Annotated in this window: 12 protein-coding genes and 2 pseudogenes; all 14 read right to left on the bottom strand. The window is 63.1% G+C overall.

Annotated features, from left to right (window positions below; genetic code table 11):
• Position 1 precedes the first annotated feature (1 nt).
• A protein-coding gene (locus U0034_RS14200; RefSeq protein ID WP_143795509.1) for an IS3 family transposase occupies positions 2–1,122 on the bottom strand; the annotation gives its coding sequence in 2 pieces (ribosomal slippage) (positions 2–864 and positions 864–1,122; 1,122 coding nt in all).
• Positions 1,123–1,191: 69 nt separating this feature from the next.
• Positions 1,192–1,968, bottom strand: a pseudogene (locus tag U0034_RS14195) (cysteine peptidase family C39 domain-containing protein); the annotation flags it as partial.
• Positions 1,969–1,981: 13 nt separating this feature from the next.
• A complete protein-coding gene (locus U0034_RS14190) occupies positions 1,982–3,241 on the bottom strand; it encodes an HlyD family secretion protein (protein ID WP_085230290.1) in 1,260 nt (419 codons plus the stop codon).
• A 551-nt stretch (positions 3,242–3,792) separates the two neighbouring features.
• Positions 3,793–4,137 carry a DUF6404 family protein gene (locus U0034_RS14185; protein ID WP_139831219.1) on the bottom strand — a complete coding sequence of 115 codons (345 nt, stop codon included), beginning with the start codon at positions 4,135–4,137 and terminating at the stop codon, positions 3,793–3,795.
• 440 nt (positions 4,138–4,577) lie between these two features.
• Positions 4,578–5,343: pseudogene (locus tag U0034_RS14180) on the bottom strand (MFS transporter); the annotation flags it as partial.
• Positions 5,344–5,594: 251 nt separating this feature from the next.
• Positions 5,595–6,515 carry an ABC transporter permease gene (locus U0034_RS14175; RefSeq protein WP_085230292.1) on the bottom strand — a complete coding sequence of 307 codons (921 nt, stop codon included), beginning with the start codon at positions 6,513–6,515 and terminating at the stop codon, positions 5,595–5,597.
• The gene (locus U0034_RS14170; RefSeq protein ID WP_085230293.1) at positions 6,515–7,384 is read right to left on the bottom strand and encodes an ABC transporter permease; all 870 of its coding nucleotides are present in this window, start codon (positions 7,382–7,384) and stop codon (positions 6,515–6,517) included. The genes U0034_RS14175 and U0034_RS14170 overlap by 1 nt, the downstream gene beginning before the upstream one ends.
• Entirely contained in the window at positions 7,381–8,463 is a 1,083-nt protein-coding gene (locus tag U0034_RS14165) for an ABC transporter ATP-binding protein (RefSeq protein ID WP_085230294.1), read from the bottom strand. Before U0034_RS14165 ends, U0034_RS14170 begins: the two co-directional genes overlap by 4 nt.
• Positions 8,464–8,530: 67 nt before the next feature.
• Positions 8,531–9,694 carry an ABC transporter substrate-binding protein gene (locus tag U0034_RS14160; protein ID WP_085230397.1) on the bottom strand — a complete coding sequence of 388 codons (1,164 nt, stop codon included), beginning with the start codon at positions 9,692–9,694 and terminating at the stop codon, positions 8,531–8,533.
• A gap of 99 nt (positions 9,695–9,793) precedes the next feature.
• Complete coding sequence (locus U0034_RS14155; protein ID WP_085230295.1) at positions 9,794–10,684, bottom strand: SMP-30/gluconolactonase/LRE family protein; 891 nt, start codon at positions 10,682–10,684, stop codon at positions 9,794–9,796.
• A gap of 7 nt (positions 10,685–10,691) precedes the next feature.
• The gene (locus U0034_RS14150) at positions 10,692–11,543 is read right to left on the bottom strand and encodes an NAD-dependent epimerase/dehydratase family protein (RefSeq protein WP_085230296.1); all 852 of its coding nucleotides are present in this window, start codon (positions 11,541–11,543) and stop codon (positions 10,692–10,694) included.
• Between the two features lies 1 nt (position 11,544).
• Entirely contained in the window at positions 11,545–13,140 is a 1,596-nt protein-coding gene (garD, locus tag U0034_RS14145; protein WP_085230297.1) for a galactarate dehydratase, read from the bottom strand.
• 52 nt (positions 13,141–13,192) lie between these two features.
• Complete coding sequence (gene gudD, locus U0034_RS14140) at positions 13,193–14,533, bottom strand: glucarate dehydratase (RefSeq protein ID WP_085230298.1); 1,341 nt, start codon at positions 14,531–14,533, stop codon at positions 13,193–13,195.
• Between the two features lie 40 nt (positions 14,534–14,573).
• Positions 14,574–15,947, bottom strand: coding sequence for an enolase C-terminal domain-like protein (locus U0034_RS14135; RefSeq protein ID WP_085230398.1), 1,374 nt, complete (start codon positions 15,945–15,947; stop codon positions 14,574–14,576).
• Positions 15,948–15,988: the final 41 nt, after the last annotated feature.

Raw genomic sequence — 15,988 nt, 5'->3', positions numbered from 1 at the left:
TTTAAACCAGCTCCTGGAAAGTGGCAGGAGCATCCGCTGTTGCCCGATGTTTCGCCGCGAACTCTGCTGGCGAAAGATAATTCAATGCGCTGTGGGGCCGGTCCTCGTTGTAGTCCTGACGCCACGCCGCGATGACCGCTCGGGCATGTGCAAGGCTCTTGAACCAATGCTCGTTAAGGCATTCGTCGCGGAACTTGCCGTTGAACGATTCGATGTACGCATTCTGCGTCGGCTTGCCCGGTTGAATCAATTTCAACGTAACGCCACTGGCGTAGGCCCATTGGTCAAGCGCCCGGCTCGTAAATTCCGGTCCCTGGTCCGTTCGCAGCGCTTTGGGATAGCCCCGGAAACGTGCTGCCCGGTCTAACGCTCGTGCGACGTACAAGCCGGACATGCCGTGGTCCACGACGATATCAACAGACTCCTTGGTGAAGTCATCGACGATAGTCAGGCACTTCAGACGCCGCCCGTTCGACAGCGCATCCATTACGAAATCGATTGACCCAACCTCATTGGGACCGCCCGGCAAAGCCAACTGCTCACGTTCAATCATGACGCCGTGGCGCCGACGACGGCGTCGCACGGCCAGCCCAGCCTCACGGTAAAGGCGATGCACGCGCTTGTGGTTCGCGTGAATGCCCTCGCGCTCCACGAGTGCATGCAGCCGCCGGTGGCCGAACCGCCGGCGCTCATGCGCCAGTTCCACCAGGCGCGCCGTTAGCGCTTCGTTCTCGTGGTCCGGTTTCGACTCGTAATGCAACACGCTGCGAGACAGCCCAACAAGCCGGCAGGCACGGCGCTCCGAGATGTCGACCTTCTCCCGAATCGCCGCCACTGCCTCGCGCTTGGCTTGTGGGCTCAGGGCTTTCCCTTGACGACCACCTTCAGCGCTTCCATGTCGAGCATCGCTTCGGCCAGTAGCTTCTTCAGCCGCGCGTTCTCGACTTCCAGGTCCTTCAACCGGCGCGCTTCCGGCACCTCCATGCCGCCGAACTTCGCGCGCCACGTGTAGAACGACGCGTCACTGAAGCCGTGCTTCCTGCACAGCTCCTTCACCGGCATGCCGGCCTCGGCTTCCTTCAGAAACCCGATGATTTGTTCTTCCGTAAAGCGCTTCTTCATGTTCGTCTTCCTCTCCGAAAACGAACTTTACTAGGTTCCGACTGGCCCGGTTTGATGGGGGCAGGTCAGCTCGAAATAGCGAATTGGCAAATTAAGTAGGTGCGCGAATACGTTTGCGCGCCATTGCACGTTGAAATTCGTGCTGAAGTACAGCAGTGCCCATGCACGCATAGCGCTCGTCGCCTGTTGCATGATCAGCAACAGGCCAAAGCCGAGTGCAAGCACCGTCAGTAGGTCGCGATCGCCGCCAACAATGACTTCGTCTATCGCCCAGCGCAGTAGCAGCGGCTGCACGAGCGAAAATATTTCAAGAGCAAGCGCGAGTACCAGCACGATGCAGACGACACGCGATAGCCCTGATACAGGCCCAATGAGCATGCGTAACTTAACTGCGGGTGCTGCTTTGCGCGGTGCGAAGCTACTCGCGGGCCATAACTCCAACGCGACCCCCGTAAATGATCGCGAGAGAGCGTCGAACGGTAGCCTACGAATACCCTGCGCCGGATCATAAATCACAACGACCTTGCTGGTCACCGCTTTCAGCACAACGAAGTGGTTAAAGTTCCAGTGGAGAATACATGGCGTCCGCAGTTGATCCAACTGATCGACGTCCAGTTTTAATGCCCGGCTCGCAAAGTCAAGTCGCTGCGCGATTTCGATTACCCGAGCCAAACCGGTACCCCTCGGCGACAGGGGAAAACGACCACGAAGCGTCGCAAGATCCAAGTGATGTCCGTAGTAGCCCGCAATCATCGCCAGACATGCGAGCCCACATTCCGGCGCTTCCGTCTGAAGAAGCATTGGTAACTTACGGCTGCCAAAATGCAGTCGGTCGAGAAAGGACATTTGCGATGCGAAATCAGAATTTGTCAGCGACGCCGTACAGAGGCTGAAACACCCATTCGTAGAGACGCCGGCTCTCCTGCAGAATGTCAGCCTCCAGTGCCATGCCAGCCTGCAGCGACTGCGGCTTGCCATAAGCAACGACCGTCTGCTGGTCCAGGGTTGCCGTAACCCTATAGAACGCCTTACCGTCGGCTGCCGGTGGTGCGCTCGTCCAAAGTTCGTTGGCTGAAAGCGCAGTACGAGCGATCGATGCTACCCGCGCGCCGTAGTGGCCGAACTTCTGAAATGGATAGGCACGGTAGCGAACACGGACATGATCGCCGATATGCACGAAGCCAATGGCTGCACTCGGCACAAACAGATGGACCTGCCAAACCGCGCCATCCGGCACGATGCTCGCGAGGGGGCGGCCGAGTCCGACAGCTTGTCCCGCCTCAGCGATTACTGCAGTGACGATCCCCGACCTCGGTGCGGGAATCGCAACTTCCCGGCGCGCTTGGCTCTCGATCATCGTCTCCTCGATGTCAATCACACTTCGCTCGATTTGGGCGAGCAGGTTCTGCTGTTTCAGATCGAGTCCCTCGAGTTCATTCGCTGTCTCTTTCAGGGACTGCAATAGTCGCCCTCGCTCCCGCTGCAAGCCGAGCGACTTCGATTTCTGCTCGAGCAAGTCGGTTTTCCGTTGGTGCAGTTGGTCGGTCGAAATGTAGTCCTGCCCGTGCAAGCGCTCGTATCGCGTAACATCGTCAGCAGCGATCTTTAATCGCTCGCTTTGGGTCGCAAGCTGGTCCTCGATGCGCGCCCGTTCCGTGCGCAAGCTCACGAGTTTCGCCATAACTGTTTCGCGCTCCGCTTGCTGTAGCTCACGGATTTTTTTCATCTCTTGCTGCAACGACTCCTTGCGCTGATGCGCCCGTTCTATCAGCGCCGCGTGCGTTTGGCCCTCTACAGCACTCTGTAAGTCGGTCGAAATTGTATATAGTACTGCGCCTCCCATCACATGCTGCCCCTCCGAGACATTCTTATGCAGCACAACGCCCGGCTGCTGCCCGTATACCTTGACCAGTCCGACATCCGGCACAACAACACCTTCAACGGTGATACGGCGCGTATACCGGCCAAATACAAACAGCAGCATAACGGCAAGCGCTATAGAGGCCATTGTGGCCGTTAGTACCGATAGCGATAACGGGTGAATCATTATGACCCCGCCGACTACTGACTCGCATCGCTCTTGTTGTGCCTCGGCACGAAAAAATCTAATGCGCGACATTGCCCTTCCACTCCAACGCCAGTCGTAACAAAATCACCCACGCCGATGCAATCTTTATTGATGACAACTAACCCAATCAGGATAAACAGTCAATCAAATGCACATTCCGCCCTCTACACATAATTCCATATTTATAAATGGCGCTCTCCGATAATACGGATGCGCCACCATGTAACGCCGCTTCTTGTTAGTCCCAGATCTGCGGCAACCGAAACGACGTTTTACTCATCAGGGCTGACGCCCTGAAAACAAATCAGCTTGAGGCATCCAGACGTTCAGCCCGCCAGGAAGAGCATGAGCTGCTCCGATACCAGCACCGACCGCGGAGCCGACAAACGCTCCCGTTGGTCCGCCAACCGCGGCGCCGACCGCGGCTCCAGCTGCGCTCGTTTGGAGAATAGTCATGGCCGCCCCCGAAGCGGACGCCTCGCCAGCCCCCCCAACCAAATCGATTTCGTGTTGTTCGAGAATCCTCAATTTCATTCCTTTACGTAAAAATATATTACAGTTAAAATTTAATTCCAAATACAAACGACAACTACGACATAACTTTAGAAATCCCTCCAATCCGGAACATCATATTTTTTCTTCAAACCCATGTATTTAAAGGACGAGTACACCCCCAACACAACACCAAACACGATAGAACTAACAATCAAATACTGCGCGGACATGTCCCACAGCCCCCAAATGACCGCAACAAGCGCAATGCACGCCCACGCCATGCAAGACAAGCAGCCGATGAGAAGGAATACGTGCAATCCACCAAGGAAGCAAAGCGGGGGAATACTCAACCCCACTCGCCACATTTGACGTATCAGGGGAGGGGCCATCTTCTCTTTAGGCATCCCTCTTTCCGACAGGAAATAGATTGATCTTCTAATTCGTTCATTCATGACATCTGCTCCATTTCGTGTATCAAAGAAAGGCTTTTACGGTTCTATTCAGATCGCCGTCCCTGTTGTGTTCGCGAGGCGAAACCGAAAATGTGCCTCAGGGATAATTTCGCACGGACACACTCATCGTTCGGTGACGAGCGTAAAGCCGCCACCTCGGAGCGCGTGGAGCCCCACTGTCAAATCGGACAAACGGAAAGACTTTTGTGGGGCTGCAGCGGGCGAGGTCAACTGCCAGCGCGATGCATTCGACCAATAGAATGCGTTGCAGCGATCCGTATTGTTTGCGTGCGCAGGTGGGTAGGAGCGCAGCGATTAGACAGGACGCCGATGGGAGATTTCAGTGCTTGAAGATCAAGCGTGACGCGATCATGAAGCGCCGCGGTCGCGGCGCTTCCATCGCTTGATGCCAGGCATCGAGCAAGATACGCCGCTTTCCTGCTCGATCGGTTGGTAGCCCCGTGCCGCTCGTCCGGCAGCAGCATCCAAAGCACGATGGCGGCAACGATATTGAAGACGGCCAATGCCACGAAGAGCAGATCGTAGCCGACCGCCGTCACGAGCGTGCCCACCGCGAGCGAGAACAGCGTCGCGCCGAGATAGCCGGACATCCCGGCCAAGCCAGTAGCCGTACCCAGTTCATGGCAGCCGAACACGTCTGAAGCAAGCGTATAAAGCGCAGCGGGAAGCGTCTGATGCGCTAAGCCGCCGACACAAAAGAGCGCGATCGCCATATAGAGGCCGATACACGCCGGCCCGATCGTGCAAACCGCCCCGTTGCCATCACCCTCTTGCGCGAGGCAATCAGCAACGTGCCGAATCGCTTCTGATATCAGGAGTCAGATACCCGCCGAACACGCAGCCGATATCGGTTGCGAGAACGGCAGCCATGTGAACATGGCGATCTCCTGCAGGTTCATATGACGAACCGTGGCCATGTATGTAAAGCGGGATTCAGAAATTGAACGTCTGCCACGCGGGGGTCGGAAAGAAAGCGCGGAATCGCACTACCCCAGAACTGCCGGCTCGCGATGATCTGCTTCCAAGGCGACTCGGCAAGCACACTTGCATGCGGTGGCTCCTGCCCCGCGAGAATGTACTCGCATTCGGCGGCCGAGAGAGCCGCCTTTGCTGCGCGGGCGACCGATAAAGCGAGAACCTGTGCGCGCTCCAAATGAGACCGACGATGCCAATCACGCGATGAGCTCGATCATCCATCAACGCATATTGCCCATGCGTTTCGATTGCACTTCCTGGCTCCTGCTTGTTGCTCGATCGCAAGCCGCCCCTTGCCCACCTCGCGCTCGCCTCACCGCCGAACAGCGATCGAATCGATGCTCAGCAACTTGCCGGGGCCGGCATCCACTTTCTCGTTATCAGCCGTTGACGAGAAGCCGAAGGTGGATACCACAGCGACAACCGCGGCGAACGGTCGCCGCGGCAATGGCTCATCTGGCTCAGCGCTGCTCCTTCACACGCGAGACGAGCTGCGTCGGGCTCACGAACTGCAGCGCGATGATCACCCACACGAGCGTGATGCCCATGTAGATCATCGCCATCGCATCGATTGCCTGCGGCGCCCGTACGCCCGTCGAGAACACGGCGTAATAGAGTGCGACGACGAGCGTCTGCGTGCTGGGCCCGGCCGTAAAGAACGTGAGCTCGAACATGCCGATCGTGCGCACGAGCACGAGCAGGCCCGCGGCGAGCATGCCCGGCACGAGCAGCGGCAGCAGCACATGGCGGAAATAGCGCGCCGTGTTCGCACCGAAGATGCGTGCGGCCGCCTCGAGGTTCGGGTCGATCTGCTCGATGAACGGCGTCATGACGAGAATCACGAACGGCAGCGCAGGCACGAGGTTCGCGAGAATCACGCCGCCGAGCGTACCGGCCAACCCCACCTTGTACATGACGGTGGCCATCGGGATGCCGTACGTGACGGGCGGCACCATGAGCGGCAACAAGAACACGAGCATCGCAATGCGCTTGCCGGGGAACTGCGCCCGAGCGAGCGCATAAGCGGCCGGCACGCCGAGCGCGATCGACAGCAGTACGACGGCGCCGACGACTTCGACGGTCACCCACAGCACGCTCGAGAGCTGAAAGTCGCTCCATGCCTGCGCGTACCAGTGCAGCGTGAAACCCTGCGGCAAAGGCGTGCCGAACCAGCGCGTCGCGATCGAATTCACGGCCACGGTGGCGATCAGCAGCAGCACGTTGAGCAGGAAGAACGCCATGACGCCCCAGACGAGCACGCGCCACAGGCGCGAGCCCACGCCTTCGGTCTGCTTGGTCGGCCGCGTGTTCGACTGCGTGCCGCGGCCGCCCAGCGACTCGCGCAGCGGCAGCGCGCGAGCAGTTTGGTTATCGGTGGTCATCAGCCTTTCCCTCCCGTCACCGGACCTGTATAGAAGAAGCGGCGAGCGCCCAACATACCGGCCACGACGAGCAACTGCACGAAGCCCATGACGATGGCGATCGTCGAGGCGAGCGAATAATCGTAGTTCTCGAACGCGGCTTCGGACGCGGCGATCGAAATCACGCGCGTCGGCCCCGCCGGCGCGCCGAGCAGGACGGCGGACGGAAACACCGAAAACGCCTGCACGAACGAAAGGCATGCCGCCATGGTGAGGCCAGGCACGAGCAGCGGCAGATAGACTTGCCGGAACTGCTGCCAGGGGCCCGCGCCAAGCGTCGCAGCCGCGCGCGCGAGCGTCGGGTCGATGCCGGTCACATACGAGAGCGTCAGCAGGAACGCGAATGGAAAGCCCGAGACGACAAGCGAAATCAGCACGCCCCAGTAGTTGTGTGTGAGCCGGACTTCGTCGCCGTAAAGATGGAGCGCCTGCACCGCCTGCGTAAACCATCCGTTCGGCGAGAAATAGCTCAGCATGCCGTCGGCGATCAGCACAGTGCCTAGCGTGACGGGGATCACGAGCAACGTCGTCACGAACTTCTGATACGGCGACTTGCGCCGCAGCGCGAACGCTGCGGGGACCGACAATCCGACATTGATGATCGTTGCGGGCACGGCGAGCTTCAGCGTCACGAGGACCGTCGGCCACATCGCGCTGTCGGTGAAGAACGTCGTGTAGTTGGCGAGAATCCCACCGCCGTTCATCGGCTCGAACGAAAGCATCAGGCCGTAGGCGAACGGGTAGACGAAGAGCGCCAGAATAAACCCGAGAGCCGGGGTGACGAGCCAGCCCTTTGCGTCGCGCGGGCCCGATAGCGAGAGCGCGCTCATGATGCGAGCTCCGGCCGGTAGACGAGCGCGCGATCGCTCGCGACAGCCAGCGTGACGCGCTCGCCTTCGGCGAACTCGCCTTCCACGCGCGCCCAGAGCTGGCCAAACGGTGCCTTCACGAAAAGCAGCGAATCGCGGCCGCCGTATTCGACAACGTCGACATCGACCTCGAACGCATTGGGCGAACCCGGTTGCGCGCGCACGAGGTCTTCGGGGCGGATGGCGAGCATGGCCGACTTCGAGTCGAACTCTTCCATCGCCGAGGCGACGAATTTCACGCCGCCCGCCTGCACCGACACGCCCTCGCCCGCCGTGCCCTCGAGCGTGCAGGCCACCACGTTGCGGTATCCCATGAACCGCGCGACGTGCAGATTGCGCGGGCGGCCGTAGACTTCCTTCGGGGAGGCGACTTGCTGCACCACGCCTTCTTTCATGACGACGATGCGGTCGGCCATCGAAAGGGCTTCGTCCTGATCGTGCGTCACGTAGATCGTCGCGCGTTCGAGCTCGCCATGGATGCGGCGAATTTCGGCGCGCATTTCGATGCGCAGCTTCGTATCGAGGTTGGAGAGCGGCTCGTCCATCAACACGACGGGCGGCTCGATCACGATCGCGCGCGCAATGGCAACACGCTGCTGCTGGCCACCGGAGAGCTGGCCCGGCAGCTTGTGCTCGTGTCCGACAAGTTGCACGAGCTGCAGCGCGGCACGCGCGCGGCGCTCGGTTTCCGCCTTCGGCGTGCCGCGCATCTTGAGGCCGAAGCCCACGTTGTCGAGCACGCTCATGTGCGGAAAGAGCGCGTAATTCTGAAAGACCATGCCGAAGCCGCGCTTTTCGGGCGGCAGCACGTCGATACGTTTGTCGTCCAGCCAGATCTCACCGCCTGTGAGCGGCTGCAGGCCGGCGATGCAATTGAGCGCCGTCGACTTGCCGCATCCTGACGGCCCGAGCAGCGCGATGAACTCGCCGCGTTCGATATTCAGATCGAGCCCTTGAAGTGCTGCGACGTTCGCGCCTTCCGCGTTGGCGAAGCTGCGACACACCGAGTTGAGACGCAACCGATCGAAAGTATGCTTCATGATGATTTCCTGACTGACGTCTGGCTGACGCGGCCGGTCGAGCCGGCCGCGCCGCGTTCGCTTTGCGTTACTTCTTCTGCGAGCCGATCTCGCGGTCCCACTTCTGGAACGCCTGGACCATCTTGTCGGCGGGCAGCGGCTGCACGTTCGGGTACTTCTTCAGCCAACCGCCGTACTCGGGCCGACCGAATTTCTGCAGCACCACGCGACTCTTCTCGGGCGCGTTCGAGGGCGTGAGGCCATCGATCGCCGGGCCCGGATAGAAATAGCCGTCGTCGTAGGTCATCGCCTGTTGCGCGGGCTCGAGCATGAAGTTCATCATCTTCTCGAGTACTTCGACCTTCTCCTTCGGCACCCCCTTCGGAATGACCATGTAGTGGGCATCGTTGACCCACTTCATGTTGTCGAACGGTTGCACCTTGAACTCGGCGGGCACGATGCCGAGCGCGCGCGGATTGATGTCCCAGCCCGTCACGGTGACGGTCATGTCACGCGTACCTTCGCCGAGTTCCTTCATCACGGCCGACGTGCCGCCGGCGTAGTAAGGCACGCATTCGTTGAGCTGTTTGAGGAAGGCCCACGTCTTGTCCCAGCCCTTCTCCGGGTCCTGCGGGTCCTTGTCGCCGAGGATATAAGGCAGGCCCATCAGGAACGTGCGGCCCGGGCCCGAGTTGGCGGGGCGCGCATAGATGAACTTGCCCGGGTGCGCCTTGCACCACGAGAGCAGTTGCTCAGGCGTCTTCGGCACCTCGGCGGGCGGCACCTTGGCGGGGTTGTATTCGACGAGCGGGCCAGCCGGCATGAACGTTACTTCGAGGCCTTCGCCCTGCGCGAGCTTTTGCATCTCCTTCGGACCCGGCGCGTATTTGCCGTTCGCGTCGCCGAGCATCTTCTCCGGCAGTTTCATCCAGAGCTTTTGCTCGATGCCGGCGGCAAGCGCATCGGTACCCGTGAGAACGAGGTCGATATCGGAGCGGCCCGCCCCTTGCATCGCCTTGATCTTGCCCGGCAGTTGCGGCGCCGGCGCATTCGTATAAGTGATATTGCTGACGAGGTCCGGATACTTCGCCTTGAATGCTTCGAAGCCGGCCTTGGTCAACGCGAGGTTGCCCGCTACGTCGACGACGTTCAGCGAGACGGGGTCGGCCGCGAAGCTCGCCGCCGCCGTCAACGAAAAGCACAGCGCCGCCGCGATGCGGCCCGCGCGATGCACGAAATGCTTACCTTTCATGTCTCCTCCGTAGTTAAGCATGGTCCCTTTTCCTGTATGCCGTTTGCTTGGATTCAATGCGTGCCTCGCGGCGCGCCCCCGTTTTTCCGGCCTGCGGCGTCATAAGCGCATCGCAGGTTCCGGTAACCCTGTCACGCCGGGGCGCATCGCGAAGAGCGCCCCGGAAAGCGGATCGTCCGCGGTGCGGATCGACGTTACGTAAAGCGTGTCGAGCCGCTCGCCGCCGAATGCGCACATCGCCGGCTTGGCCACCGGCACTTCGATGCTGCGATCGAGCCGGCCGTCCGGCGTGAAGCGATGCACCTGCCCCGCGTCGTTGCCGCAGATCCAGTAGCAGCCGTCGGCATCGACGGCCGCGCCGTCCGGGCGGCCCGCGTGCGCGGTCATGTCGATGAAGATACGTCGGTTGTACGGCTTTCCCGTGTCGACGTCGTATTCGAAGGCCCAGACCGTCTGACGGCTCGCGTGCGAGTCGGACAGATACATGGTGCGCCCGTCGGGGCTGAACGCCAAGCCGTTGGAAACGATGAGCCCGCGCTCGAGCGTCTCGAAGCGGCGCCCCGCCGTATCGAGCTGCAACAGCATGCCGAGCGGCAATGCAAGCGCCGTATCGAGCACCATCGTGCCGGCAATGAAGCGCCCTTGCCGGTCGCAGCGGCCGTCGTTGAAGCGCATGTCGGCGCGCGCGTGCGCCACGCGCGCGAGCGGCTGCGGCGTGCCGATCATGTCGCCAGGCTGCGGCACCGGCACACGGTAAATGCCCGATTCCATCGCGAGCGCGAGCCCACCGCCCTCGATCGCCGCGAGCGAGCCGGCCATCTCGGGCAGGGCCCAACTGTCGGCGCGCCCGGTTCCTTCATCGAAACGCCAGAGCCTGCGGCCCGTGATGTCGGTCCAATAAAGCACGCCCGCGTGCGCAAGCCAGAGCGGGCTTTCGCCCACTTCGCATCGCATGTCTCCGATCCGCTCGACCGATACCGTCTGCAGCATGTGCGCCTCAGTCGCCGAATGGCCCCGCCACGACGAACCCGCCGCCCTGATAACGGCGCACCGGATCCGTTTCGGGAAGCGGCGCCTGTTGGTTCTCGATGCGCGCGCGCCACGGCTCGCTCGTTTGAGCCGGCACGTAGCCGAGCTTCGCCGCGGCCGCGTCGTTGTTCCACCACCAGTCGCGATTGGCCGACACACCATATACAACGAGGCAGCCAACGTTCGGCACGAACATCGCGCGGCGCACGAGCTGCTCGAGATCGTCGTAGCCGAGCCACGTCGTCAGCATGCGGCGGTCCTTCGGCTCGGGAAACGACGAGCCGATGCGGATCGAAACCGTCTCGATGCCGTAGCGGTCGAAGTAAAAGCGCGCGAGCTGCTCGCCGAACGCCTTCGAGATGCCATAGTAGCCATCGGGGCGCGGCGGGTCTTCGGGGCCGATCACCTCGTCTTGCCGATAAAAACCGGTGACGTGGTTCGAGCTCGCGAAGACGATGCGCTTCACGCCGTGGCGCCGCGCCGCCTCGTAAAGATGGTAAGTACCCTCGATGTTCGCCGGCAGAATTTCCTCGAACGGCCGCTCGACCGACACGCCACCCAGATGCACGATCGCATCGCATCCGCGCACGAGCGCATCGACGGCCTTTGCGTCGGCCAGATTGCACGGCATCGACTCTTCTCGTTCGCCGAGCTCGGCGAGCGGGGCGAGGTCGGACGAGCGCAGTACGTCGCAGTAGCGCGTGAGCCGCTCGCGCAGCACGCGGCCGAGGTTGCCCGCCGCGCCCGTGAGCAGGATACGGCCGCAGCGGACGCTGATGCCGTCGAGCGGATCGGCAGCCATCTGGATATCGGTTGTCATGTCAGGTCACCGGAGCCGGATTGAACAGAACGAGATCGTTGCGCAGCCCAAGCTTGTCCGCGCAGACCTCCTTGCGGCCGCTCGCCACGTCCAGGATCATCTGGAACAGCTCCCAGCCGATATCGGCAATCGTCTTCTCGCCCGTGGCGATCCGGCCGGCGTCGAGGTCGATCAGATCGTGCCAGCGCTCGGAGAGCGATTTGCGCGTCGAGACCTTGATGACGGGTGCCATGGCGAGGCCGTAAGGGGTACCGCGGCCGGTTGTGAACACTTGCAGGTTGATACCCGAGGCGAGCTGCAGCGTGCCGCAGACGAAATCGCTCGCGGGCGTGGCCGCGAAGATGAGCCCCTTGCGGCGCATCTTCTCGCCAGGGCCAAGTACGTCGACGATCGGGCTCGTGCCCGACTTCACGATCGAGCCGAGCGCCTTCTCCACCACGTTCGACAGCCCGCCGCGCTTGTTGCCGGGCGAGGGGTTCGCGCTGCGGTCGGCACGGCCGCCGCTCAGATAATCGTCGTACCACGCCATCTCGCGCAGCAGCGCGCGCCCCACTTCCTCGTCGACGGCACGCGGCGTAAGCAGATGGATTGCGTCGCGCACCTCCGTCACTTCCGAGAACATCACGGTGCCACCGGCGCGCACGATCAGATCGGCCGCATAGCCCACCGCGGGATTGGCCGTCACGCCCGAGAACGCGTCGCTGCCGCCGCACTGCACGCCGATGACGAGGTCCGAAGCCGGGCACGTCTCGCGGCGGCGTTCGTTGAGCCGCGCGAGGCGCTTGTCGGCCATCTCGAGGATCGCATCGACCATTTCGCCGAAGCCGTGGTATGCCTCGTCTTGCAGCGACATCACGGGCGACTCGGCCTTGCCGGCCACTTCGATCGGAATCCGGCCGCCCGGCGCGAGCTGCGACGGCACGAGCCGCTCGGGCACGAGTTTTTCGCAGCCAAGCCCGATCACGAGCACTTCGCCACCGAAGTTCGGGTTCACGGCCAGATTCTGCAGCGTACGGATCGGCACGATCGCCGCGGGCGCATTGATCGCCACGCCGCAGCCATACGTGTGCGTGAGAGCCACGACGTCGTCGACGTTCGGATAACGCGGCATCAACTCGCGCTTGATGCGATCGACGACATAGTCGGTCACGCCCGCCACGCACTGCACGCTCGTCATGATGCCGAGCACGTTCTTCGTGCCTACCGTGCCGTCCGCGTTGCGGTACCCCTCGAACGTATAGCCTTCGAGCGGCGGCAGATCGGGCGCCTTGCGCGTGGCGAGCGGCAGCGCGTCGAGTGCGGGCGGCTGTGGCAACTGCACCGCATGCTCGTCTACCCAGCTGCCGCGCGGCAGCGCGCGCGACGCATAGCCGATGATCTCGCCATAGCGCACCACCGCCTCGCCCTCGGCGATATCGGCCAGCGCCACCTTGTGCCCTTGCGGCACGCCCTGCGCAAGGACGGTGCCGTCGTCGAGCGCCGTGCCCGCGGGCAGTCCGCGCGCGTTGACGACGATGGCGACGTTGTCGCGCTCGTCGACGCGGATCGTGAGAGCGCGCTCGGCAGCCTGCTCGGGCGCGGTTGAAGAAACGGACATTGCTAGAGACTCCATCGTGACATCGTTACTGCGTGCGTCGCGCGAACCCGCTTCAGCGCACGAGGCACGGACGTTTGTTGTCGAACGTCCATCCCGGAATGAGGTACTGCATCGCCACCGCGTCGTCGCGGCTGCCGAGCCCGTGCTCAAGATAAAGCGCGTGCGCCGCCGCCAGCGCTTCCTCGTCGATCTCGACCCCAAGGCCGCCGCGCTTGGGCACGGCCACCTGCCCTTCGACGATCTTAAACGGCTCGCGGGTGAGGCGCTGGCCGTCCTGCCAGATCCAGTGGGTGTCGATTGCCGTGATCCGGCCCGGTGCCGCCGCCGCCACGTGCGTGAACATCGCGAGCGAGATGTCGAAGTGATTGTTCGAGTGCGATCCCCAGGTGAGCCCCCACTCCGCACAGAGCTGCGCCACGCGCACCGAGCCGCGCATCGTCCAGAAGTGCGGGTCGGCAAGCGGGATGTCGACCGATTGCAACGACACGGCATGGCCGAACTGGCGCCAGTCGGTTGCGATCATGTTCGTGGCGGTCGGCAGGCCCGTGGCACGGCGGAACTCCGCCATGATCTCGCGGCCCGAATAGCCGTTCTCGGCGCCGCAAGGATCCTCGGCATAAGCAAGCACGTCGTGCTTGTCGCGGCACAGCCGCACCGCTTCCGCAAGCGACCATGCGCCGTTCGGATCCAGCGTGATGCGCGCATCGGGAAAGCGCTTCGCGAGCGCCGTGACGGCGGCGATTTCCTCTTCGCCGGAGAGCACGCCGCCCTTCAGCTTGAAATCGCGGAAGCCGTAGCGCTCGCGCGCGGCGGCCGCGAGCGCTACGACGGCGTCGGGCGTGAGCGCCGGTTCGTTGCGCAGGCGGAACCAGGCGTCGTCGGCATCGCGCTCGCTGCGATAGTCGAGCGCCGTGCGCTCGCGTTCGCCGACGTAAAAGAGGTAGCCGAGCATCGGTACATGCGAGCGTTGCTGCCCTTCGCCGAGCAGCGCCGCCACGGGTACCTCGAGGTGCTGGCCGAGCAGATCGAGCAGCGCCGCTTCGATGGCGGTCACGGCATGCACGGCGATGCGCAGATCGAACGTTTGCGTGCCGCGTCCGCCCGAGTCGCGGTCGGCGAACTGCCGGCGCACCGCGTTCAGCACGTCCTGCCAGCGGCCGATCGGCGCGCCGACCACGAGTGCGGCCGCTTCTTCGAGCGTACGGCGGATCCCTTCCCCGCCCGGCACCTCGCCCACGCCCGCGCGGCCCTCGCTGTCTTCGAGGACGACGACGTTGCGCGTGAAAAAGGGACCGTGCGCGCCGCTGAGGTTCAGCAGCATGCTGTCGCGCCCGGCGACGGGAATCACGCGCATGCGCGCGACGACGGGGGTTTTAGAGGAAGCGTTGGACATCGTGATTTCCGATTGCAGATACGGTTGCCTGTGTCTCTAGTCAGAGCGCCTGCGCGCCGCGTACGGCGCGCCCGAAGCTCGGGCGCTTGGGATCGTAGGTCCAGCCCGGCACGAGATAGCGCATCGCCGCGGCATCGTCGCGCGCGCCGCTGCCGAGCGACTTGTAGAGGGCGTACGCCTGCTCCACGCGCTCGAGGTCGATCTCGATGCCGAGGCCCGGCCGCTGGGGCACCGCCACCATGCCGCCTTCGATCTCGAACGGTTCGCGCGTGAGGCGCTCCTCGCTCTCCTGCCAGATCCAATGCGTGTCGATCGCGGTGATACGACCCTGGGCCGCCGCCGCCACGTGCGTGAACATCGCGAGCGACACATCGAAATGGTTGTTCGAATGGGAACCCCACGTGAGGCCCCATTCGCTCGTGAGCTGCGACACGCGGGCCGACCCCTGCATCGTCCAGAAGTGCGGGTCCGCCAACGGGATATCGACCGCCTGCAGCGAAACTGCATGGCCGAGTTGCCGCCAGTCGGTCGCGATCATGTTCGTCGCCGTCGGAATGCCGGTGGCGCGCTTGAACTCGGCCATCGTCTCGCGGCCCGAATAGCCGTTTTCGGGGCCGCAGGGATCTTCCGCATAGGCCAGCAGATGGCCCTGGCCACGGCAAAGCCGGATCGCCTCGTCGAGCGACCACGCGCCGTTCGGATCCAGCGTCGCGCGCGCGTTTGGAAAACGCGCCTTGATCGCGGCGATCGCCTGCATCTCGTCGTCGCCGTCCATCACGCCGCCCTTCAGCTTGAAGTCGGCGAAACCGTAGCGCTCGTGTGCCGCCTCGGCGAGCCGGGCGATCTCGGCCGGCGTCAGCGCGCGCTCGTGGCGCAGCCGCAGCCAGCCGTCGCGCGCCTTCGCGCCGTCGAGGTAAGGCAGGTCGGTCCTGGCGCGATCGCCGATGTAGAAGAGGTACGCGAGCATCGGCACCCGGTCGCGCTGCTGGCCGTTCGCGAGCAGTTCGGCCACGGGCACGCCAAGGTGCTGGCCGAGCAGATCGAGCAGCGCCGCTTCGATCGCGGTGAGCACGTTGTCCATGCGCAGGTTGATCTCGTGCGGCTGACGCAGCACGGCGGCCTCGGCTTGCGACGTCACTTCGTAGACGGTGCCGCGGTGCGCGTCTTCGGCACCGCCGAGTGCGCGGCGCACGGCGTTGAGCGTACCGTTCAGGCGGCCGATCGACGTATCGACGACGAGCGGCACCACACGCTCGAGCGCGCCGCGAATGCCCTCGCCGCCCGGCACCTCGCCCACGCCCGTGCGGCCGGCCGAATCGGTCAGCAGCACGAGGTTGCGCGTGAAGAACGGAGCATGCGCGCCGCACAGGTTCATGAGCATGCTGTCGCGTCCCGCAACGGGGATCACGCGCATGCTCGTGACGCGCGGTGTGGCGCCTCCTTGAACTTCATCGA

This window comes from Trinickia caryophylli (genome assembly GCF_034424545.1).
GTDB classification, from domain to species: domain Bacteria; phylum Pseudomonadota; class Gammaproteobacteria; order Burkholderiales; family Burkholderiaceae; genus Trinickia; species Trinickia caryophylli.
Note: the sequence above shows the minus strand (reverse complement) of the source record. Positions and strands in the feature narration are given on the sequence as shown.